This window comes from Alkalispirochaeta alkalica DSM 8900 (genome assembly GCF_000373545.1).
Taxonomy (GTDB): domain Bacteria; phylum Spirochaetota; class Spirochaetia; order DSM-27196; family Alkalispirochaetaceae; genus Alkalispirochaeta; species Alkalispirochaeta alkalica.
In genome coordinates this window covers 66484-86992 of record NZ_KB891761.1, presented here as the reverse complement: position 1 = coordinate 86992, position 20509 = coordinate 66484, and the positions used below count along the sequence as shown (strand labels likewise).

At 57.3% G+C, this 20509-nt stretch carries 33 protein-coding genes and 1 pseudogene; all 34 read right to left on the bottom strand.

The features are described 5' to 3' along the window. Nucleotides 1-72 precede the first annotated feature (72 nt). On the bottom strand, nt 73-1359 hold the full coding sequence (locus B071_RS0114740; RefSeq protein WP_026245277.1) for an ABC transporter substrate-binding protein: 1287 nt from the start codon (nt 1357-1359) through the stop codon (nt 73-75). 141 nt (nt 1360-1500) lie between these two features. Then, the gene (locus B071_RS17975) at nt 1501-2190 is read right to left on the bottom strand and encodes a response regulator transcription factor (protein WP_018527834.1); all 690 of its coding nucleotides are present in this window, start codon (nt 2188-2190) and stop codon (nt 1501-1503) included. Beyond that, nucleotides 2187-3506 carry a sensor histidine kinase gene (locus tag B071_RS0114730; protein ID WP_157703285.1) on the bottom strand — a complete coding sequence of 440 codons (1320 nt, stop codon included), beginning with the start codon at nt 3504-3506 and terminating at the stop codon, nt 2187-2189. The genes B071_RS17975 and B071_RS0114730 overlap by 4 nt, the downstream gene beginning before the upstream one ends. Before the next feature lie 141 nt (nt 3507-3647). Further along, a complete protein-coding gene (locus B071_RS18785) occupies nt 3648-5009 on the bottom strand; it encodes an amidase (RefSeq protein WP_018527832.1) in 1362 nt (453 codons plus the stop codon). 395 nt (nt 5010-5404) lie between these two features. Next, nucleotides 5405-5752 (bottom strand): annotated as a pseudogene (gene rplQ / locus B071_RS20690) (50S ribosomal protein L17); the annotation flags it as partial. Next, nucleotides 5742-6794 (bottom strand): DNA-directed RNA polymerase subunit alpha, encoded by a 1053-nt coding sequence (locus B071_RS0114715; protein ID WP_018527830.1) that lies wholly within the window; start codon nt 6792-6794, stop codon nt 5742-5744. The gene B071_RS0114715 and the pseudogene rplQ, both read right to left, overlap by 11 nt. Nucleotides 6795-6818: 24 nt before the next feature. Beyond that, nucleotides 6819-7202: a 30S ribosomal protein S11 gene (gene rpsK / locus B071_RS0114710; protein WP_018527829.1), complete on the bottom strand. Its 384-nt coding sequence runs from the start codon at nt 7200-7202 to the stop codon at nt 6819-6821. Nucleotides 7203-7217: 15 nt separating this feature from the next. Further along, entirely contained in the window at nt 7218-7583 is a 366-nt protein-coding gene (rpsM, locus tag B071_RS0114705) for a 30S ribosomal protein S13 (RefSeq protein WP_018527828.1), read from the bottom strand. A gap of 3 nt (nt 7584-7586) precedes the next feature. Next, on the bottom strand, nt 7587-7703 hold the full coding sequence (gene rpmJ, locus B071_RS19360) for a 50S ribosomal protein L36 (RefSeq protein WP_083915039.1): 117 nt from the start codon (nt 7701-7703) through the stop codon (nt 7587-7589). 15 nt (nt 7704-7718) lie between these two features. Further along, nucleotides 7719-9041, bottom strand: a complete 1323-nt coding sequence (secY, locus tag B071_RS0114700; protein WP_018527827.1) for a preprotein translocase subunit SecY — start codon at nt 9039-9041, stop codon at nt 7719-7721. A gap of 5 nt (nt 9042-9046) precedes the next feature. Then, nucleotides 9047-9505, bottom strand: coding sequence for a 50S ribosomal protein L15 (rplO, locus tag B071_RS0114695; protein ID WP_498365814.1), 459 nt, complete (start codon nt 9503-9505; stop codon nt 9047-9049). A gap of 2 nt (nt 9506-9507) precedes the next feature. After that, nucleotides 9508-9687: a 50S ribosomal protein L30 gene (rpmD, locus tag B071_RS0114690; protein WP_018527825.1), complete on the bottom strand. Its 180-nt coding sequence runs from the start codon at nt 9685-9687 to the stop codon at nt 9508-9510. A 3-nt stretch (nt 9688-9690) separates the two neighbouring features. Continuing rightward, nucleotides 9691-10173, bottom strand: coding sequence for a 30S ribosomal protein S5 (gene rpsE, locus B071_RS0114685; RefSeq protein WP_018527824.1), 483 nt, complete (start codon nt 10171-10173; stop codon nt 9691-9693). A 23-nt stretch (nt 10174-10196) separates the two neighbouring features. Next, the gene (gene rplR / locus B071_RS0114680; RefSeq protein ID WP_018527823.1) at nt 10197-10556 is read right to left on the bottom strand and encodes a 50S ribosomal protein L18; all 360 of its coding nucleotides are present in this window, start codon (nt 10554-10556) and stop codon (nt 10197-10199) included. Between the two features lie 14 nt (nt 10557-10570). Next, on the bottom strand, nt 10571-11110 hold the full coding sequence (gene rplF / locus B071_RS0114675) for a 50S ribosomal protein L6 (RefSeq protein WP_018527822.1): 540 nt from the start codon (nt 11108-11110) through the stop codon (nt 10571-10573). 12 nt (nt 11111-11122) lie between these two features. Beyond that, on the bottom strand, nt 11123-11521 hold the full coding sequence (gene rpsH, locus B071_RS0114670) for a 30S ribosomal protein S8 (RefSeq protein WP_018527821.1): 399 nt from the start codon (nt 11519-11521) through the stop codon (nt 11123-11125). A 9-nt stretch (nt 11522-11530) separates the two neighbouring features. After that, a complete protein-coding gene (locus B071_RS19355) occupies nt 11531-11716 on the bottom strand; it encodes a type Z 30S ribosomal protein S14 (protein WP_083915037.1) in 186 nt (61 codons plus the stop codon). Between the two features lie 14 nt (nt 11717-11730). After that, on the bottom strand, nt 11731-12282 hold the full coding sequence (gene rplE / locus B071_RS0114665) for a 50S ribosomal protein L5 (protein ID WP_026245275.1): 552 nt from the start codon (nt 12280-12282) through the stop codon (nt 11731-11733). Beyond that, nucleotides 12282-12590, bottom strand: coding sequence for a 50S ribosomal protein L24 (gene rplX, locus B071_RS0114660; protein ID WP_018527819.1), 309 nt, complete (start codon nt 12588-12590; stop codon nt 12282-12284). Before rplX ends, rplE begins: the two co-directional genes overlap by 1 nt. A 9-nt stretch (nt 12591-12599) precedes the next feature. Next, nucleotides 12600-12968 (bottom strand): 50S ribosomal protein L14, encoded by a 369-nt coding sequence (gene rplN, locus B071_RS0114655; protein WP_018527818.1) that lies wholly within the window; start codon nt 12966-12968, stop codon nt 12600-12602. A 13-nt stretch (nt 12969-12981) separates the two neighbouring features. Beyond that, nucleotides 12982-13236 carry a 30S ribosomal protein S17 gene (gene rpsQ, locus B071_RS0114650; RefSeq protein ID WP_281109828.1) on the bottom strand — a complete coding sequence of 85 codons (255 nt, stop codon included), beginning with the start codon at nt 13234-13236 and terminating at the stop codon, nt 12982-12984. Nucleotides 13237-13256: 20 nt separating this feature from the next. Continuing rightward, complete coding sequence (rpmC, locus tag B071_RS0114645) at nt 13257-13463, bottom strand: 50S ribosomal protein L29 (protein WP_018527816.1); 207 nt, start codon at nt 13461-13463, stop codon at nt 13257-13259. Between the two features lies 1 nt (nt 13464). Next, a complete protein-coding gene (rplP, locus tag B071_RS0114640; RefSeq protein WP_018527815.1) occupies nt 13465-13890 on the bottom strand; it encodes a 50S ribosomal protein L16 in 426 nt (141 codons plus the stop codon). Next, complete coding sequence (gene rpsC / locus B071_RS0114635) at nt 13890-14600, bottom strand: 30S ribosomal protein S3 (protein ID WP_018527814.1); 711 nt, start codon at nt 14598-14600, stop codon at nt 13890-13892. Before rpsC ends, rplP begins: the two co-directional genes overlap by 1 nt. A gap of 1 nt (nt 14601) precedes the next feature. Beyond that, complete coding sequence (gene rplV / locus B071_RS0114630) at nt 14602-14952, bottom strand: 50S ribosomal protein L22 (RefSeq protein WP_018527813.1); 351 nt, start codon at nt 14950-14952, stop codon at nt 14602-14604. A gap of 11 nt (nt 14953-14963) precedes the next feature. Further along, nucleotides 14964-15245, bottom strand: coding sequence for a 30S ribosomal protein S19 (rpsS, locus tag B071_RS0114625; protein WP_018527812.1), 282 nt, complete (start codon nt 15243-15245; stop codon nt 14964-14966). Nucleotides 15246-15254: 9 nt separating this feature from the next. Next, nucleotides 15255-16082 carry a 50S ribosomal protein L2 gene (rplB, locus tag B071_RS0114620; RefSeq protein ID WP_018527811.1) on the bottom strand — a complete coding sequence of 276 codons (828 nt, stop codon included), beginning with the start codon at nt 16080-16082 and terminating at the stop codon, nt 15255-15257. Between the two features lie 12 nt (nt 16083-16094). Continuing rightward, the gene (locus B071_RS0114615; RefSeq protein WP_018527810.1) at nt 16095-16379 is read right to left on the bottom strand and encodes a 50S ribosomal protein L23; all 285 of its coding nucleotides are present in this window, start codon (nt 16377-16379) and stop codon (nt 16095-16097) included. Beyond that, complete coding sequence (gene rplD / locus B071_RS0114610; protein WP_026245274.1) at nt 16376-17017, bottom strand: 50S ribosomal protein L4; 642 nt, start codon at nt 17015-17017, stop codon at nt 16376-16378. The genes B071_RS0114615 and rplD overlap by 4 nt, the downstream gene beginning before the upstream one ends. Nucleotides 17018-17034: 17 nt before the next feature. After that, nucleotides 17035-17667, bottom strand: coding sequence for a 50S ribosomal protein L3 (gene rplC / locus B071_RS0114605; RefSeq protein WP_018527808.1), 633 nt, complete (start codon nt 17665-17667; stop codon nt 17035-17037). 13 nt (nt 17668-17680) lie between these two features. After that, nucleotides 17681-17989: a 30S ribosomal protein S10 gene (gene rpsJ / locus B071_RS0114600; protein ID WP_018527807.1), complete on the bottom strand. Its 309-nt coding sequence runs from the start codon at nt 17987-17989 to the stop codon at nt 17681-17683. A 70-nt stretch (nt 17990-18059) separates the two neighbouring features. Further along, nucleotides 18060-19250, bottom strand: coding sequence for an elongation factor Tu (gene tuf, locus B071_RS0114595; RefSeq protein ID WP_018527806.1), 1191 nt, complete (start codon nt 19248-19250; stop codon nt 18060-18062). Nucleotides 19251-19571: 321 nt separating this feature from the next. Next, complete coding sequence (gene rpsG / locus B071_RS0114590) at nt 19572-20045, bottom strand: 30S ribosomal protein S7 (RefSeq protein WP_018527805.1); 474 nt, start codon at nt 20043-20045, stop codon at nt 19572-19574. A 15-nt stretch (nt 20046-20060) separates the two neighbouring features. Then, on the bottom strand, nt 20061-20435 hold the full coding sequence (rpsL, locus tag B071_RS0114585; protein WP_018527804.1) for a 30S ribosomal protein S12: 375 nt from the start codon (nt 20433-20435) through the stop codon (nt 20061-20063). Nucleotides 20436-20509 lie beyond the last annotated feature (74 nt).

The following is a 20509-nucleotide window of genomic DNA, read 5'->3' as shown; positions in this document are numbered from 1 at the left end:
AAAAAGTGGCGTGCGGCACGGCAGCTGTGCCGCACGCCGGGAAACTAAACGGTCAGTGCTGTGGTAGTCCGTTCAGGGAAGCCATTCTCTCAGCAGATTCTCTGCCTGACGCTGGGCCCTGTCCAGGGCTGCCCGGGGGGCCATATTACCCGCCGTGGACTCGTTCAGGGCTGATTTCAGAAACTCCCGGATCTCCTGAAAGGCGGGAGCCATCATTTTTCCCGAGGCATAGTCGAGCTGGTTGCGGGCAACCAGATACTCGGGATATCGGTCGGTGTACTCTCTCATATCGGGAAGGTCGTAGGAGGAGACCCGCACCGACACGTACCCCGAATCCCGGCTCCAGCGAGCGGCCAGCTCCGGGGTGGTCAGAAACTCGATAAACTTCCAGGCCGCGCGGCGGTTTTGCTCGGGGATTCCCCGGCCCATGTGGATATTCCCTCCCCCCACCTCGGCTCCAAAGCTCACGTTTCCCGGCATGAAGGCCACGCCGAAATCGAACTGGGCGGAGTTCCGCAGAAAGCTGAGCACCCCCGTGGAGTGGTAAAGCATGGAGGTCTGGCCAGCGACAAAATCGGGAGGGGTAGACGCCCAGGTACTGTGGGGTGGAGCGACCTTGTCTTCCTGGGTGAGGGCCACCCAGAACTCAAGCGCTTCCACCGCTTCGGGAGAGTTCAGGGTAACACGCCGTTCCCGGTAGTTGATCAGTTCCGATCCATTCTGGCGGACAAAGCCCTGGAAGAGCCAATCGTCCCATCCTCCGGAGATGGTAACACCGTGGCGTCCCGGCCGGTTCAGTTTTCCCGCAAACTCCCGAACCTCCTGCCACGTCTCGGGGGGCCTTTCGGGGTCCAGCCCCACCTCGGCAAAGTGCTCCTTGTTCCAGTAAAACACCGGCGTGCTGCGCTGGAAGGGAATTCCCCAGAGTTCTCCCTCTTCGTCGTAGCTGTTCTCCAGAAAGGCCGGAAAGAAGTCAGCCAGATATTCCGGGGAAGCGTAGGCGCTCAAGGGCTCGATTCCGTTCATCGCAAGAAGTGTGGGCAACTCGGAGATCTCCACGATGAAGAGATCCGGAGGGTTCCCACCCATAACGGCGGTCTGGACTTTTTGCATGGTGGGGTCGTAATCCCCGGAATAGACCGGAACAACTTCTATGTCGGGGTGGAGCTCGTTGAACTCCTCCACGTAGGTGTTCATCACCCGGGCCAGGGGTCCGGCAACCCCCACGGGATAATAGAAGGTAAGCCTGACCAAGCCGGGCTCTCCCTCCCTCCGGGCAGAACCACGATCCCCGCAACTCCCGAGACCCAGGGCCAGGGCAACACACACAGCAACGAGCAGGAACGCGCCTTTTCTCATTATTTCCCCCTTGGTTTTGCGAGACACCCCGAAGGTGCCATCCCTTCTCCTGATCTTGGGGTGATTTCGGGGAGGTGAACAGTGATGAATGTCACAAAAAAACCGGTCAGTTCCCGCTGGGGGATGACAAAAGTCACCCGCTCAGGAATGCGACGCCGGGTCCTGATCGGGGTGAAGCAGAAAAACCCTGTTTTCCGAGGCGAGCCGCAGGGCGTGGAAGCGGTCATGGGCTCCCATCTTGTCGTAGAGTGCACTCACGTAGTTGCGGATGGTGGCGGCGGAAATCCCCAGTTCCCGGGCAATCTCGCTGTTGCTGCGATGTTCGGCCAGGAGCAGCAAAACCGCCCGTTCCCGGCTCGAGAGTTCCTGCACCCAGGGGGCGGGCGAGTGGGCATTGCTCTGCCGGGAGCCACCTCCCGAGGCGATCAGCTTCTGGGCAACCGAGGGAGAGATCAGGACAGCCCCCTCGTGGGCCGCCCTGACGGAGGAGATCAGCGTCTCGGGCCTGGTATTTTTCAGGAGGTACCCCGTAGCGCCCTGGTCGAGAGCCTCCAGGACATAGTCGTCCTCGTCAAAAACGGTGAGCATAATAATGGCAGTCCGGGGAAGAATCCGGAGAATCCGCCCCGCTGCTCCCACACCGTCGAGCTTCGGCATGCGCACATCCATAAGAATCACGTCGGGGCGAAGTTCCTTCGCTCTGCGGACTGCCTCGAGACCGTCTCCAGCTATTCCCGCTACTACCACATCGGGAGCGTTGGCTTCCAGAACCAGTTTCAGGTTTTCCACGAAGAGCACCTGATCGTCAACGAGCATCACACGGATCTTCATTGCGCCCTCCCCTGGGAGATCGTCTCTTCGGGCCCGGCCAGGGCGGGCTGCATTTCCAGGGGAATGCGGGCAGCCACGCGAAAACCGCTCTTCAGGGTCTCGTAAGTGAGGTGCCCCCGAACCTGGGAGAGCCGTTCCCGCATTCCCAGAAAGCCGATGCCCTCCTCCAGACAGTCCGAGCCAGTCCCGTCGTCCCGAACATACACCTCGAGCTCTCCGGGATGGTGCCAGAGCGCGACCTCGATATTCCGGGCCTTGCCGTGGCGAAAGGCGTTCACCAGAGCCTCCTGGACAAAGCGGTACAACGTGGCATCTATGACCCCGCCGTAGCTCCGTGCGGCGTTACTGAAAAAGACAGAGACCTTCACGCCCGTGGCAGCCTCAAAGGATCTGGCTATCTCGTGGATGTTTTTTACCCCGTAGGCAACGGCGCCCTCCAGGGAATGGAGCGCGTGCAGGGCGGTGCGGGCCTCCTGATGGGTGGTGTCGACGTGGTTACGGGCTTTTTCCAGAACCCCGGCGCACGCTCCGGGGGAGTCGGGCAGGAACCCCAGGGCCGCGTCGATCATGACGGTGATCGCACTGATCATGTACCCGATCGTATCGTGCAGATCCCGGGTTATCCGCTTGCGCTCCTCGTCGCGGGAGCGGACCTCGAGATTCTGGGCGTATTGCTGGAACCCCACGTTTGCCTTGGAGAGAATTCCCACGGTTCTTTCGAGCTGACGATTCTTTTCCCGTTCCCGCTCCAGAGTCAGCTCCCTCTTCACCGAGAGCCGTGCCACAACGTGCAACGCCAGAGCCGGGCCCGCCTGCAATATCCGTCCAGACAGGCCGAGGCCCCCCACCCTGTAATGATAGGTTGCCTCAATCGGAACGGGAGCATAGACAAAGGTTCCTGTCACCAGCAGCATCAGCGCCCCTCCGACCTGGGTACTCTTTGGCATGGAGAGCAATACCGCCGTCCCCAGAAGTTGCAGGAGCGGCGCGAGACCGGGCGAAGAGAGGGAAAACCCCAGATACAGGGCCTGGAGCCAGAGGAAGAAGACCCCCAGACCGAGCAGAACCGGCGAATATCCCACCAGAAGAATCAGGAGCACCCCCCCGGCGAGAACTCCCAGAAGAAACAGATCCTGCCAGAACCCTGACGGCAAGACCGGCGCGAGGGTTCCCTGAACGGGAGGGACCTGGAAGACCACCATGACGATCCCCCATCCCGAAAAGAAGAGCGCACAGAAGGTCCAGGGGATGCACCGGGGAGGTTGCAGGAAGCCTCCCTCGGGAGGGAGCCAGGGAAAACGGGATGCCGCCATCATGAGGGTCAATGGTATACCCGATGTGGCGGGAAAACCAGCTTTTTTCCCCTGACCTTTTTCTGGCTGGGGCCTTCCAGACCGCCGAGGTTCAAAGCGGTCTCTGGACGGACCGGGTTTTCCCTTCGCCGCTGAAGAGGCCCCCTACCGCCGTCTCTTTCGCTCGGGTACCGCCAGGGCATCCAGAACCTTCAGGAAGAGGCCTTCCGATCCCGGAGGAACCATCAGATGAGCGCCGCAACTCCTGATCCCACCGGTGTGGAGGGGAACCGCCAGGGCGGGGAAGCCGGAAAGCGAACCTGCCATATTGAGGCGCAGGGTCGTCTCCCGATACTCCGGTCCCAGCGATGCAGCCAGGGGTGTGAGCTCGGCCACCGAGGGGAGCAGAAGCCCATCCCCCGAGGCGGTAATTTCCCCGATCACACCAGCGGCCTCGTCCACGATTTCCCGAGCCCGGGAAAGCCGGTTCTCGCTCCAGTGCCGCCCCCGGTCGATCAGCGCCCGAACCAGGGGATCGTAATAATCTCCCTGAGCATCCAGCCAGGACTGGTGGTGGAGCCAGGCTTCGCGGGAACAGATCACATTGTAGGCTTCCAGAGCCTGTTCCATCACAGCATCGAGACGGGCCCGGCGGTCATCGGGCAGGGGTTCCACCACAACCGCAGAACCACCCCCCGAGAGATCCTCCGGCAATAGATCGAACGCCCGCTGGACGGTCTTCTCCAGGACCACTCCCCGGGGAGTGTAGGAAAAGAATCTTGCCGTTCCGGAGGAATCACCGGCAGCATCACCCGAGGGGGGATCGTTCCGAAGGCAGAGCTCTTCCAGAAGAAACTTCATGTCCCGGGGGGTCGCGCAAAACCAGCCCACCGTATCAAAGGACCGAGCCAGGGGAAACACACCCTGCAGCTCATCCCTGTCCCAGCCCTGCCGGAACCCCCACAGGCCACATAGCGCGGCGGGAACCCTGATGGAGCCCCCCGTATCGCTGCCCAGCGCCACAGGAACGATTCCGGCGGCCACGGCCCAGGCCGAACCGCTCGATGACCCTCCGGGAATCAGCCCGTTGTCCAGCGGATGGGGGCAATCCCCGAAGGAGGCGTTTCTGCCGTCCAGACCGTAGGCGAACTCGTTCATCTGGGTGCGGCCCGCCAGAAAGGCTCCCCGCTCCCGGAACCGTCCCACCAGGGGTGCGTCGCAGGAGGCCGGTTCCGGCGACAGGGCCTCCAGCAGAACCCGGGAGCTGCACCCCGTCACCTCGCCAGCCACGTCGAAGAGGTCTTTCACGGCCACAGGCACACCCTGAAGCGGCAATCCGGGTGAATCGGGGGGAATTTCGTTCCACCAGGTCCGAAACGCTCTGGACCAGAGGGCTTTATCGTACCGTGCGGGTCGATCCCTCAACTCCCTGGCCCAACGGGCACGATCTTCCTGCCAGAGGCGTCTCCAGTCTTCCAGAGAGAGCCGGACGATCCCCTCCTGCAGGGGACGATAGAGGTCGCGCATTCAAAACTCCTTTGGCTGCCTCGCCGCCCGAGAGTCTTCCCGGGGTGCGGCAACAAAAAAAGCAGCCCCCGGGGAGCTGCTTCCATATGGACGAGCCGGATTTTCGGGAAATACCCCCCCGATCCGGAACGGTTCAGACCCACGGGCCCGATCCCCCCGATCGTGCGATCTCTTCCGGGGGAGCGGCCCTGCGGGTATTACTCCGCCGAGTCCGCCTCGGTCTTTTCCTCGCCCGCCTCGGCCTCGGCATCGGGAGAATCGGTCTGGATCTCCTCATGAGCCTCTTCCGCTACGGGTGCTTCGGCTTTCTCGGGAGCAGCCTCAGCGGCAACGGGGGATGCAGCCTTTTTGGAGGGTTTCTTTTTCCCCGTATCCTTCTTCACAGCCTCATCGGCTACCAGCTCAAGAATAACCATCTCGGCGGCATCGCTGTGCCGGGGACCGAGCTTGAGTATTCTGGTATACCCGCCGGGCCGCTCGAGGTAGCGGGGGGCGATATCGGTAAAGAGTTTGGCCAGGACAGCCTTGTCCTTGATATCCCGGGCGATCATTCGCCGGTTGTGAACGCTGTCCACCCGGGAGCGGGTGATCATCTTTTCAGCCGCGCGCCGCACCACCAGAGCCTTGGCTTTGGTGGTCTTGATCCGCTCGTGGCGAAAAAATGACGTGAGCATATTCCGAGTCATGGCCTTTCGATGGGCCGTCTTTCGTCCCAACCGATTATATCCGATCTTATGCTTCATTCTGCTCTTCCTTCTTTTTGAGGAATATAGGGTTCTCTTTCAGTGCCGAATAATCGGTCATCCCCAAACCAAGATCCCATTCGTCCAACTTCTCTTTAATCTCCTGAAGAGATTTTTTTCCAAAGTTCCGCGTTTTTGCAATCTCATCCTCGGTACGCTGCGTCAGATCACCCAGGGTGTTGATGTTGGCGTTCTTGAGACAGTTGCTGGCCCGGACGGAGAGCTCCAGCTCTTCCACGGGAGTGCTCAGGATCTGGCGGACAAACTTCATGTCCTCGTCTTCGTCGTCGTCCCGACCCACTTCATCTTCGTTGAAGTTAATGAAGACGTCGAAATAGTCCTTTGCGATCTTCGCTGCCTCTCCGACAGCGTCAACGGGAGAGATCGTCCCGTCGGTCCAGACATCGAGGATCAGCTTGTCGTAATCATTCCGCTGTCCCACCCGGGCATTATCGATGGAAAACTTTACCCGTTTTACGGGGGAAAACATCGCATCCACGGCGATCGTCCCCACACCGTCCAGGTATTCCTCGTTCGCCTCGGCGGGCACATAGCCGCGCCCGAGGTCGATCTGGACCTCCACATCGAACCGGGCATCCTCCATGAGTGTCATGATGGGCAGATCGGCGTTGGAGACTTCCACTCCCTCGGTCGCAAAGGATGCTCCCGTCACCGTCTGGGCACCCGAAAACTCGAGAAAGAGAACCTTCTGATCCATCGACTCGGGCAGAGCAACCTGGAGACGCTTCAGCTTGTTCACGATATCGGGCGTGTCTTCCATGACCCCCGGAATCGGCTCGAACTCGCTTGAGAGCATCCGCTGATTCCCCTCGGCATCGTAAATCGTCACCCGGAAAGCCGTAATCGCGTAACCCGGAATGGAACTCAACAGAACCCGACGCAACGAGTTCCCCACGGTCGTCCCGTATCCTCTTTCGAAAGGATAGGCCACAAAGGTGCCGTAATCGGGAGTCGACTCGCTGGGTTCAAACGATATATTTTTGGGCCGTTTAAAACCCTTGAGTAGAGCTTTTCGAGCCATTCCAATCTCCTTTAGAAGCCGTGATTATACGCGCCGGCTTTTTCGCGGTCGACATCCATTGTGGGGAATCGCCGTAATGTCCTCAATGGAGCGGACCCGCAAACCAAGCTGGCCCAGAGAACGAACAGCTGACTCCCGGCCGATCCCGGGACCTTTCACAAAGACGTGGACCTCCTGCAAGCCGTACTGGAGGGCTTTCTGGGCTGCCGTCTCGGCCGTGGTCTGCGCCGCGAAGGGAGTAGACTTTTTTGCACCCCGAAACCCCAGGGATCCTGCACTGCTCCAGGACACGACGTTGCCGTTCATGTCGGAGATAGTCACAATGGTGTTATTGAATGTGGCCTGAATGACCACACGTCCCTCGTAGAGAGATTTCTTCTCTTTCTTTTTCTTTACGATCTTGGCCAAAGTTCTCTCGCCTCCCTATTTCTTCTTGCCTGCAACGGTCTTCCGCTTACCCTTACGGGTACGGGCGTTTGTACGCGTCCGCTGCCCCCGGACAGGCAATCCCTTCCGGTGACGGAGTCCCCGGTAGGAGCCGATGTCCATAAGCCGCTTGATATTGAGCGAGACCAGAGTCCGTAAACGGCCCTCCACGGTATAATCGTTCTCTATAATTTGCCGAAGCGTGTTCAATTCTTCCGCCGAGAGATCGTTAATGCGCCGCTCGGTATCAATACTTGCGGTGTTGCAAATCTTGATAGCCGAAGAACGGCCGATCCCGTATATATACGTCAACGCGATGTCGACGTGCTTGTTGGGAAGATCGATTCCTGCTATACGAGCCATCCCTTACCCCTTCTGCCGCTGCTTGTGCTTTGGATTGCTGCAAATTACGCGAACGACACCTCGCCGTCGGATAACCTTACACCCGGCACAAATTGGTTTTACACTGACACGAACTTTCATCAAACCATCCTTCGACTACAAACTGCGTCTTGACTTAATCCGACCGCGCTTGGTCAGCCCTTCATGATGATGCATCCGGAGATGCCCCTCTATCTGCGACATCAGGTCGAGGTCTACTCCCACCATGATCAGGAGAGACGTACCCCCCATCAGAAACGCGACTTCCATGGGAAAGTTGAACCACCTCTGAACCAGACTGGGAATCACCGCGATAAAGGCCAGGAAGATCGCTCCAGGGAGGATGATCCTGTTCAATACCCTCGTGAAGTATTCCTCCATCTTCTCGCTGCGGATTCCCGGTATCGACCCGCCATTTTCGCGGATATTCTTGGAAATCTCAATCGGGTTGAGCGTCACCTGCGTATAAAAGTAGGCGAAGAACACGATCAAGACGGTGTAAATGAAGAGGTAGAGGTTTCCGTCGGGCCTCATCCAGAAGGCAACCCTCTGCAACCAGCGCACTTCCGGTCCGAACCCCTGGGCAACCTGGAGGGGAAAGGTCAGAATACTGGAGGCAAAGATCACCGGGATTACTCCCGAGGGATTGATCTTGAAGGGCACGTAGGTGTTTTGCGCACCGTACATCCTTCGTCCCACCACCCTCTTGGCGTAGTGCACGGGAATCTTCCGCTGCCCCCGCTGCTCGTATACCACGAGAGCCACCACACCCACGAACATCCCCAGAACCGCCAGGAGGAAGACCGGGTTCAGATCACCGCTGCGAACGCTCTGAATAAGAATCCAGAAGGCGTTGGGCATCCGCGCCACGATTCCGGCGAAGATCAGNAGCGAGATACCGTTTCCGATACCGCGCTGGTTGATCTGCTCCCCCACCCACATCAGGAAGAGCGTTCCCGAGGTGACCGAGAGGATGGAGACAAAGGTGTAGAGTCCCCGGGATATGGTAATCGCATCGGGGATACTGTCGGCGTAGACCGTCACGGCAAAGGACTGGATCAGGGCCACTCCCACCGTTCCGTAGCGGGTATAGTTCTGAATCTTCTTCCGACCGCCCTCTTCTTCGGATATTTTCTTCAGCGACGGGAACACCAGCAACAAAAGCTGCATGATGATCGACATCGAGATGTACGGCATGATACCGAGCATGAAAATGCTGAAGCGGGAGAAAGCCCCTCCAGCGAAGAAGTCCAGGTAGTCTGTTACAGAAACTCCCGAGCCGGCCTGAGTCATAAAGTACAGGCGAAGCGCGTTGATGTTGATCCCGGGAATCGGGATCGTCGCACCAAGGCGGTAGATCGCCAGCATGGCCAGAGTAAACAGAACCCTTTCGCGCAGGTCCCGGATTCGAAAAATATCAGCGATCGGATTCGAAGCCATTCAGTTTACCCTTCCGAGCCGGTATCGCACACCGCTTCGACAACCGATCCGCCNGCAGCCTCGATCTTTGCCTTTGCTCCGGCAGAGACGGCCAGCCCCTGAACGGTAAGCGGGTGGGAACACTCCCCACGAGCGAGGATCTTCACGTATTTCACGTTCTTCCCCACCATGCGCCGCTCCTTCAGGACCTCCAGAGAGACCGTCGAACCCGTCTCAAAGGCCTGACACAAAACGTCGAGATTGAGCGGATAGTACTCTACCTTGAAGCGATAGTTGGAGAAGCCCCGTCGGGCGATCCGCCGGTAGAGGGGCATCTGGCCACCNTCGAAGCCGGGCCGCACACCACCCCCGGAACGGGCGTTCTGACCGTTATGCCCTTTTCCGGAGGTCTTGCCCAGGCCGGACCCGATACCCCGACCGAGGCGTTTCCGGTTACGCACTGCACCTGCAGGCACTCGAATCATATTCATTTCAATTCCTCAACTTCCACGAGATGGGAAACCCTGTTGATCATCCCCTGGAGGGGAGGATTCAACTCTTTCTCCACACTCTGCCGGATTTTGCGCAGACCCAGGGCCTCCACAGTCCGGCGCTGGGCCGGTTTCCGGCCGATGGGACTTCGAACGAGCGTAATTCGCACTTTCATGGCTTACCCCCACATCTCCTTAAGCCCCTTGCCGCGGTTCCGCGCGATCTCACGAGCGTTCATGATATCTTCCAGACCGGCAAAAACAGCTTTTACGATGTTGATCGCGTTCTGGCTTCCCATGGATTTGCTCAGCACATCGTGGACACCGCCTACTTCGAGGACAGCGCGCACAGGACCACCGGCGATAATTCCCGTACCGGGAGCGGCCGGCTTCAGGAGCACTTTGGCGCTCTTGAACCGTCCGTTTACCTCGTGGGGTATGCTGAACTTCTGCCGCGGAATCTCGATCATACTGCGCTTTGCCCGATCGACACCCTTACGGATCGCCTCGGAGACATCGTTGGCTTTTCCGTAACCGTACCCGACCCGGCCGTTTTTATCGCCCACCACAACCAGAGCAGAGAAGGAAAAGCGGCGACCGCCCTTTACTACCTTCGCTACACGATTCAGCTTGATGAGCTTTTCGGCAAACTCTTTTTCCATTCCATGATCCACGGAACAACCCCCTAAAACTTGACGCCCGCTTTACGGGTCCCGTCGGCCAGCGCTTTTACCACGCCGTGATACAGGTACCCGTTCCTGTCAAAGACAACCTCGGAAATATTTTTCGCCACGAGGTCCTTGCCCAGAGCCTCACCCAGCTTTTCAGCATCTTCCTTGCGGGGAGCCATGCTCTTGAACTCTCCCGAAACTGAGGAAACCGAGGCCAGGGTGTGGCCCGAAGCATCGTCGATAACCTGGGCGTAGAGATTCCGGTTTGACCGGAACACCGTCAGGCGCGGACGATCGGCCGTTCCCTTGATGCGCCCCCGTATTCTGGTCTTTCGCTTGACCCGGCGGCGGTTCTTCTCAATTATTCGCTTCATATCGATTCACCTGCCTACTTTATACCGGACTTTCCGACTTTGCGCCGCACGTATTCATCCTCGTACTTCACACCCTTGCCCTTGTAGGGTTCCGGGGGCCGTACTTTCCGAATCTCCGAGGCGGTCTTGCCGACCAGCTGCTTATCAATCCCCTGAACGACGAGCTTGTTCGCGCCCTCACCGGTTATGGTGATCCCCTCGGGGACCATATACTCGATGGGGTTGCTGTAGCCGAGGTTCAGAAGGACAGAAGAGCCCTTCACTTCGGCTCGGTAGCCCACCCCGTTTATGAGGAGGGTCCGGCTGAAACCCTGGGAGACCCCCACAACCATATTGGCAACGAGCTGGCGATAGAGTCCGTGAAAGCCCTTGGCCTTCTTGGAGTCGTTCTTCCGGCTCACCACCACGGTGTCATCCTGGACCTCCAGGGAGACCTCGGGGCGCAGAAGCTGCGAGAGCTCACCCTTGGGACCCTTTACGGTAACATTCATATCGTTCACGGTGACCGTCACGCCCTTTGGCACGTCGATCGGCAAACGTCCTATTCGAGACATTGCTACGCTCCCTTACCAAATCGAGCAGATCAGCTCGCCGCCGACACGCTTTTCCGCAGCCTTGCGTCCGGTGGTGACACCGGCGGAGGTTGAAACGATCAGTGTTCCATAGCCATTCAGTATTCGGGGCATCTTCTTGTATCCCGTGTACACCCGTCGTCCGGGGGTCGAGATCTTCTTGATGCCGTGAATGATCGGCTGCTGCTTGTCGTCATACTTCAGGAAGACACGAATCGTATCGCGGTCGTCCTGAGCCACTCGCTTGAAGTTTTTAATGTAGCCTTCGTTCTTCAGAATCTTGATGATCTCAAGTTTCAGCTTGGAAGGTGCAACATCCACCTTCTCGAAGCGCGCCATACTGGCGTTCCGAATCTTGGTCAGCATGTCGGCTACGGGATCAGAAACACTCATTACTCTCTCCTACCAGCTCGACTTGGTAACACCAGGGATCAACCCTTCGCTTGCCAACTTCCGGAAACACACACGACACATTTCAAACTTGCGAAGATAGCCGCGAGGCCGTCCGCATACGCGACACCGATTCACACGTCGTGTCGAATATTTCGGTTTTCGCTGCGCCTTGATTATCTGTGACTTCTTAGCCATCGAGCCCCCTCTTCCTACTTCCGGAATGGCAAGTTCAATTTTGAAAGAAGCGCGTGCGCTTCCTGATCGGTCTTCGCGGTAGTTACCACGACGACATTCAACCCCGTAATCTGATCGATCTTGTCATAGTCGATCTCCGGGAAAATAATATGCTCCGTGATGCCCAGGGAATAATTCCCGTGGCCATCGAACCCGTTGGGGTTGATCCCGCGAAAGTCTTTCACCCGGGGAAGGGCGATGTTCACAAGACGATCGAGAAACTCCCACATCCGGTCACTGCGAAGCGTCACCTTGGTGCCAATCTCCATGCCGTCACGAAGCTTGAAGTTCGCGATGGACTTCTTTGCTTTCGTTCGAACAGCCTTCTGACCGGCGATCAGGGTCAACTCGTTCTGGGAGTTTTCCAGAGCTTTCTTGTTCTGGATCGCCTCACCCACACCCATGCTCAAAACGATCTTCTCGATTCTGGGCACCTGCATTACCGAGGTGTACCCGAACTCTTTCTGAAGCTCGGGCTGAATCTTCTCGTTGTAGAGCTTCCGCATCGCTGGAATTTGTGCTGCCATCAGATCGTTTCTCCCGTTCTTCGAGAAAACCGGACCTTGGCATCGCCCTCAACGCGATATCCCAGGCGGGAAGGTTTTCCATCTTTCTCAAGGAACATGACGTTCGAGATATCGATGGAAGCCTCGCGCTCTATGATTCCGCCGGCGTCTTCCTGGCTACGCTTCTTCTGCGCCTTCTTGACCAGATTGACACCCTCGACGAGAACCCGGTTTTTTGCCCGGTCGATCTTCAGGATCTTCCCGGTCTTCCCTTTGTCTTTTCCGGCGACAACCATCACCGTGTCGTCTTTCTTCAACTTCGTCTTCATACAACGCTCCTACAAAACCTCGGGAGCAAGCGAGACGATCTTCATGTGATTCGCGTCGCGCAATTCCCGCGCAACGGGACCGAAGATTCTCTTTCCCTTGGGATTCTGGACCTTGTCGATGATCACGCAGGCATTGTCGTCAAAACGAATGTAGGTTCCATCCTTCCGGCGAAACTCCTTCGACGTCCGGACGATAACAGCCTGCTCGACAGAGCCCTTCTTGATCGGTGCGTTCGGCAAAGCGTCCTTCACAGCCACCACAATAATGTCGCCGACCGAAGCGTACTTTCGCTTGCTTCCCCCGAGTATCTTGATACACTGGACGGTTTTCGCACCGCTGTTGTCGGCCACGTTCAAATATGTTTGCATCTGAATCATACAATCACCGCCTTTAACGTGCCCGCTCAACGATTTCTACGAGGCGCCACCGCTTGTCACGGCTGATGGGGCGGGATTCGACAATGCGAACCAGATCCCCTACATTTGCCTCGTTGGACTCGTCATGAGCCTTTACTTTCTTGGAAAAGGAGACGTACTTCTTGTACAAGGGATGGACCTGCCGACCCTCGACACGAATTACAATCGTCTTATCCATCTTGTTGCTTACTACACGGCCCTGGGCAGTCTTTCTGCCCTCTGTCTTGATCACCTGGACTGCCATTCAGCCTACTCTCCCTCGTTAACTTGCACGTCAGGGTGGTTGTAGATCAGCGTATTCAATCGGGCCACCTGCCGTCGCAACGTTCGCTTTTCCAGTGGATTTTCCACATGACCAACCACGTGGCTCATCCGCACATCAAGGTATTTGCGACGGAGTTCCTCCCGCTTGGCAACAAGCTCTTCAAAGGTCAGATCGTGAAAGGAATTACGCATATTACTCCACACCTCTCCGTGCCACAAATCGTGTCTTGATCGGCAGCTTGCTCGCTGCAAGGGTCATCGCCTCTTCAGCGAGTTCGTGACCGACCCCTGCAAGCTCGAACAAAACCGTTCCGGACTTCACCGACGCGACCCACCGCTCGGGACTTCCCTTACCCTTACCCATCCGGGTTTCAGCGGGCTTCTTTGTGTAGGGCACATCGGGAAAAATCCGGATCCACACCTTTCCGCCTCGCTTTATCTTCCGGGTCATGGCGATACGAGCCGCCTCGATCTGCCGGTTTGTCAGCCATTGCCCTTCGAGCGCAACCAGACCGTAGTCCCCGAAGGAGACCGAGTTCCCCCGGGTGGCCTGCCCGCGCAGGTCACGGTTCACGCGCCGCTGGCGCTTCCTGAACCTTACTCGTTTTGGACTCAGCATTATACACTACTCCTCGCGCCACTTCGCTCGCGCCGGTTCTTCCGGACCACCGCTCCGGCGTCCTGTTTGGTCTCGGCGGAAAGCACCTCACCGTGGAACATCCAGACCTTCACGCCGATTGTCCCGAAGGTGGTCAGCGCCTCGGCAAAGCCGTAGTCAATATTGGCCCGCAGCGTATGAAGAGGCACCCGCCCCGCTTTCTGCTGCTCGCTCCTGGACATCTCGGCACCACCCAGACGACCAGAGATATGAACCTTCACACCCTGGATGCCACCCTTCATGGCGTTGTTCACCGCCATTTTCAGCGTCCGCCGGAAGGAACCCCGGGACTTGAGCTGGCGGGCGATGTTCAGCGCCACAACCTGGGCATGGGTCTCGGGCCGCTTGATCTCCTTGATCTTGATCTGGATCTTCTTGCCTGCAATTTTCTGCAGGCGCGTGCCGATCTTCTCGATGTTGGAGCCCTTGGTTCCGATAATTACTCCGGGACGGGAGGTATGAATAACCAGGGTTATCCGCTGGGGATGACGAATAATCTCGACCTCAGCGATGTCGGCACCCTTGGTCTCGGGAGCGTTATTCAGCACCTTCCGCAAATGAAGGTCTTCATGGAGCGTATCCGCGTATTCCCGGGGGTCTACATACCACTTAGAGCGCCAGGTCTTGTTTATCCCGAGGCGCATGCCATACGGATTGACTTTCTGTCCCACGTTACTCTCCCACCTGGTCTATGCGGTCTACAACTGCCGTGATATGACTCATCCGCTTGAGCAACATATCAGCCCGTCCGCGTCCGCGAACCCAAAGACGCTTCATGCGGGGCCCTTCGTCAATGTACAGCTCACTGACGTACAACATTCCCTCATCCATACTGCGATTGTTACTCAGGGCATTCGCTGCCGCAGACTGAATAACTTTACGAATAAGCCCGGCCCCCTTGTTGGGGAGGTTATTCAAAATCGCGATTGCCTCCGGATACGGCTTTCTTCGCACGAGATCAGCAACGACCCGCGCCTTAAAAGGTGATATCCGAACGTACTTGGCTACTGCCTTGTATCCCATCGTACCGTCCTCTACCGTCTTCCGGCTTTCTTATCGGATCCGGCATGCCCCCGAAACAACCGGGTAGGAGAGAACTCCCCGAGCTTATGCCCGACGAGGTTCTCCGTCACATAAACCGGCACCCACGCCTTGCCGTTGTACACAGATATGGTAAGCCCCACCATCTCGGGAATGATCGTGGACGTTCGCGAATAGGTCTTGATCATTTTTTTCTGATCAGCCTTGTTCATGTCCAGAACCCGCCGGTAGAGACTCTTTTCTATAAACGGTCCCTTTTTTATTGAACGCGACACACCCTACTCCTACTTACGCTTCTTCACGATAAAATTGCCGGAAGTCTTCCGCTTCTTCCGTGTCTTGTACCCCTTGGTAGGCACACCCCACGGACTCACCGGATGGCGTCCACCGCTGGTCCGACCCTCACCACCACCATGGGGGTGATCGACCGGGTTCATCACAACACCACGAACCTTTGGCCGGCGACCCAGCCAGCGGGCCCGACCCGCCTTACCGAGGGTCACGTTCATGTGATCCTCGTTTCCGACAGANCCCACCGTGGCCCGGCAACGGCGAAAGATCATCCTCATCTCTCCCGAGGGGAGCTTCACCGTCACGTAGTCGCCGTCAGCAGCAGCGATCGTTGCGGAGGTCCCCGCAGAACGAGCGAGCTGACCACCCTTCCCCAGCTGCAATTCGACGTTATGAACCACCGTACCCAGNGGGATGTTCTCAAGAGCCATGCAGTTACCCACTTCGGGAGCAACTTTCTGACCACTCACCACCGTCTGTCCCTGCTGCAACCCGCGAGGAGCAAGGATATACCGCTTCTCGCCATCGGCGTAACAGAGCAAGGCGATATTCGCGCTTCGGTTTGGATCGTACTCAATCGCTTTCACGACCGCCGGGATATTCATCTTGTCCCGTTTAAAGTCGATCTCCCTGTAGCGACGCTTGTGCCGCCCACCCTTTCGACGAACGCTGATACGCCCTTTCGTGTCACGACCGGCCTTGAAGGAAGTTCCCTTCGTCAGAGCCTTTTCGGGGGCTTTCCCCTCGGTGACACTGTCATTTTTCAACGCTGTCTTGAACCGCAAGCCGGGCGTAATCGGCTTATAGGTTTTAATTGCCATCAATAACCTCTCTTAAGCGCCTTCAAAAATAGAGATGCGCTCGCCCTTTGCAAGGGTAACCACGGCCTTTTTCCAGGACGAGGTCCGACCCTTGGCAGACCGGGTGCGCTTGGGCTTGCCCTTCACATTGATGATGCGACACTCCTGGGCGTGCACACCAAACAAGGCCGAAACAGCCCCTTTCACCTGAACCTTGTTAGCCCGCTGGGCTACACGAAAGGCATAAACGCCATCCTCGCGCATACCGTTGGTTTTTTCGGTAAGAATAGGCTCTAAAATAATCTGTTCCGGATTCATACCTGTTCCTCCCCGGGGGTAGCATAAAAGTCACCCAAGGCAGTCGCAGCCGACTCCATCATAACCACCTTGTGCGCATAAAAGAGATCGTGCGCACGAAGCCGGTTCCAGGAGAGAAAACGAAGCCAGGGGATATTGCGGGCAGACCGCTTCACCATGGGATCGTCCGAGGCTGTCACCAGAACAACCCGCTGGGCATCGGTCAGGTTCCGCAGCAACGCCGCCATATCCTTCGTCTTGCCCGACTCAACCGAAAAATCCTCAACAACCAGAAGGTTTCCGTTCTGCATCTGCTGAGAAAGAATAGACATCATCGCAGCCCGCTTCATCTTTTTAGGAAGGCGGTAACTGTAATCCCGGGGGAGCGGACCAAACACGGTTCCTCCACCGACCCATACCGGAGAACGGCGACTACCAGCACGGGCCCGACCGGTCCCCTTCTGGCGCCAGGGCTTTCGCCCACCAAAGTTCACGAACCCCCGCGTCTTTGTGGAAGCCGTCCCCACTCGCTTGTTGGCAAGCTCATTGCGAATTGCGTGATAAATCGCACCATCGCTCACATCCCGGGAAAAAACCCGTTCCGAGACACTCAGGGTGCGCAATTCCTTGCCTGCTGTTGATACTACCTGTACATCCATCGTTCCGAACCTCTATATCAGCCGATCATGGACCGCTTGACCGCCGGGCGAATACGCACAACGGCGTTCTTGCGACCAGGCACCGCACCCTTTACGAGGATTAACTGATTCTCCTGATCGATCCTGACCACCCGGAGACTCAGAACAGTGCTTCTCTCGCCGCCCATGCGGCCCGCCATCTTGGTCCCCTTGATCACTTTTGCAGGGTAGGCCGCCATACCGGTAGAACCGTTGGCCCGATGAAACTTGGAACCGTGCGTTTTCCGGCCACCGCCAAAGTTATGGCGCTTCATGACACCCTGAAAACCCTTTCCCTTTGTGGTTCCCGTGATATCCACGTACCCCACATCCTGCATCACATCAAGACCAAGCGTGTCACCCACGGCGCATTCCCGACCGAAATCGCGAAACTCGTAGAGATCACGCATCGGCTGAATCCCCTCAGCAAACTGCCCCAGCACCGGCTTGGCCATCCTCGACTCTTTTTGAGGATTTGCACCGAGCACCACAGCAGAATAGCCGTCGCGATCCACCGTTCGCTGAGCAACAACCACGTTGGGCTCAACCTTCAGGACCGTGACAGGAATCAGGCGCCCCGTATCATCGAAGACCTGAGTCATTCCGACTTTCTTTCCAATCAGACCAACCATCGTTATCTTCCTGTTACTGCTTGATCTCTACATCCACGCCGGCAGGAAGCTCAAGCTTCATAAGAGAATCCATCACTGCCGAAGAGGGCTCTATGATATCAATGAGCCGTTTATGGGTCCGCATCTCGAACTGCTCCCGCGACTTCTTGTTTACATGCGGCGAGCGCAAAACGGTAAACTTGTTTGTGCGAGTGGGAAGCGGCACGGGACCAGACACAGTCGCACCTGCTTTCAAAACGGTCTGCGCAATCGACGCAGCACTCTGGTCAACCAGCTGCACATCAAAGCCACGCAGACGAACGCGAATCTTATCGCCGGTCATCGTTCCTCCAAGACAAAAAATCAGGCCTTGCCGCATCTGCAACAAGGCCTGGCAACGGCCATAAAGCCGATTACTCTATGACCTCGATCACCTGACCGCTGGCGACCGTCCGGCCTCCCTCGCGGATCGCGAAGCGAAGCCCCTGATCCATGGCGATCGGCTTGATCAACTCAACGGAAATCTCGGTGTTGTCACCGGGCATAACCATCTGCTTGTCCTCGGGCAGCATAACCGTTCCGGTCACGTCGGTGGTCCGGAAGTAGAACTGGGGCCGGTAACCCGACATGAAAGGCGAGTGACGACCACCCTCTTCCTTACTCAGAACGTAAACCTGCCCCTTGAACTTGGTATGAGGGGTGATCGAACCGGGCTTGGCGAGCACCTGACCGCGCTCAACAGCCTTTTTGTCGATACCACGCAGCAGGGCACCAACGTTGTCACCGGCCTGACCGTCATCGAGAAGCTTGTTGAACATCTCCACGCCGGTACAGGTGGTCTTCTGGGTATCGCGGATACCCACGATCTCGACCTCGTCACCGACACGAAGGATTCCGCGCTCGATACGACCGGTCACAACCGTTCCACGACCCTGGATGGAAAAGATATCCTCGATCGGCATGAGGAAAGCCTTGTCCACATCCCGCTCGGGAACAGGAAAGTACTCGTCCATGGCGTTGAAGAGCTCGATGATCTTCTCGGTCTTCTCGGGATCGTCATGGTTCTCCATAGCAACAAAGGCACTGCCCTTGATCACAGGAACCTCGTCGCCGGGGAAATCGTAGGAGTTCAGGAGATCCCGAACCTCTTCCTCGACGAGCTCGATCATGTCAGGATCATCGACCTGGTCGGTCTTGTTGATAAAGACAATGATCCGGGGCACACCAACCTGGCGAGCGAGAAGGATGTGCTCACGGGTCTGGGACATCGCACCGTCGGTAGCGGCAACGACCAGAACCGCACCGTCCATCTGGGCAGCACCGGTGATCATGTTCTTGACATAGTCGGCGTGCCCGGGACAGTCCACGTGCGCATAGTGGCGCGCGTCAGTCTCATACTCAACGTGACGAGTGTTGATCGTAATACCCCGCTCTTTTTCCTCGGGAGCGTTGTCAATCTCATCGTAACTCATGACACGGGAACCGTAGCGAGCGGCACTCACCATTGTCATTGCTGCTGTCAGCGTTGTCTTTCCGTGGTCAACGTGACCGATCGTACCGACGTTTACGTGCGGTTTCGTTCGCTCGAATTTGCTCTTGGCCATTGTCGTCCTCCTTGCACCGTTACAACGACGAAATAATTAGAATGTTCGCACAGACTGCACCGGCAAGGAACCCCCGACCGGTAATCTGAATTGGGACTGGATTATAAGGAACCATCGCTCTTGTTGTCAAGAACGGGAAGCCGCAGGGGTCTGCCAGGCCAACGACCTGACTATACGGCGCCACCTGCAGGCAAAAGCCTGCGGTTTGGCTCCTCGGGGCCAGTTTACACGCCGCCAGAACCCGGCAACGCGCACATAATCCCGAAAACTACAGATGACTATACCATCATTGCAACGGCATGTCACCATGATTTCTGTATTTTACCAGCGATAATGCGCAAAGGCCTTGTTCGCCTCTGCCATTCGATGGGTATCTTCCTTCTTCTTGAAGGCCGTTCCGGTGCCGTTGTAAGCGTCGACCAGCTCCTGCCCCAGACGAAGCCCCATGGACTTGCCGCTGCGGGAACGGGCAGCGTTGATAAGCCACCGCATGGCCAGGGCCTCACGACGCCCTTCCTTGACCTCCACCGGAACCTGATAGGTAGACCCACCTACACGCCGGCTCTTTACCTCAATCACGGGCATGACGTTCTCCAGCGCCTTGTGAAACACCTCAACGGGCGTGGCGTCAGAAACTTTCTTCTCTACGTCACCGAGTGCTTCGTACATGATCTGCTGACTGGTGGAACGCTTTCCATGCAACATCATGCGATTCACAAACCGCGAAACCGTAACATCTCCGTACCGGGGATCCGCCAGAGGCGGTTTCCGCTGGGGAATATGTCGTCTTGGCATACTCTATCTGCTCCCTTACGCCTTCGGCCGCTTTGTGCCGTATTTGGACCGCGCCTTCCGGCGGTCCTCAACACCCAGAGTGTCCTTGGTGCCACGCACAACGTGATACCGGACACCGGGCAGATCCTTCACCCGCCCTCCGCGAAGCAATACAACCGAGTGCTCCTGAAGGTTGTGACCGATCCCCGGAATATAAGCCGTAACCTCGATTCCGTTGGACAAGCGCACACGGGCAACTTTCCGCAAGGCCGAATTGGGCTTCTTTGGGGTAACTGTCATAACACGGGTACAAACCCCCCGCTTCTGCGGGCAATTCTGCAAAGCCGGTGACTTTGTCTTCTTTAACTGACGCTCCCGTCCAGTACGGATAAGCTGATTGATAGTTGGCATATCTCTTCTATACTCCGTTTTGTAGATCGAAACCTTACCAGAGCACCCGGGCCATGTCAATAGACCCGGGCGCC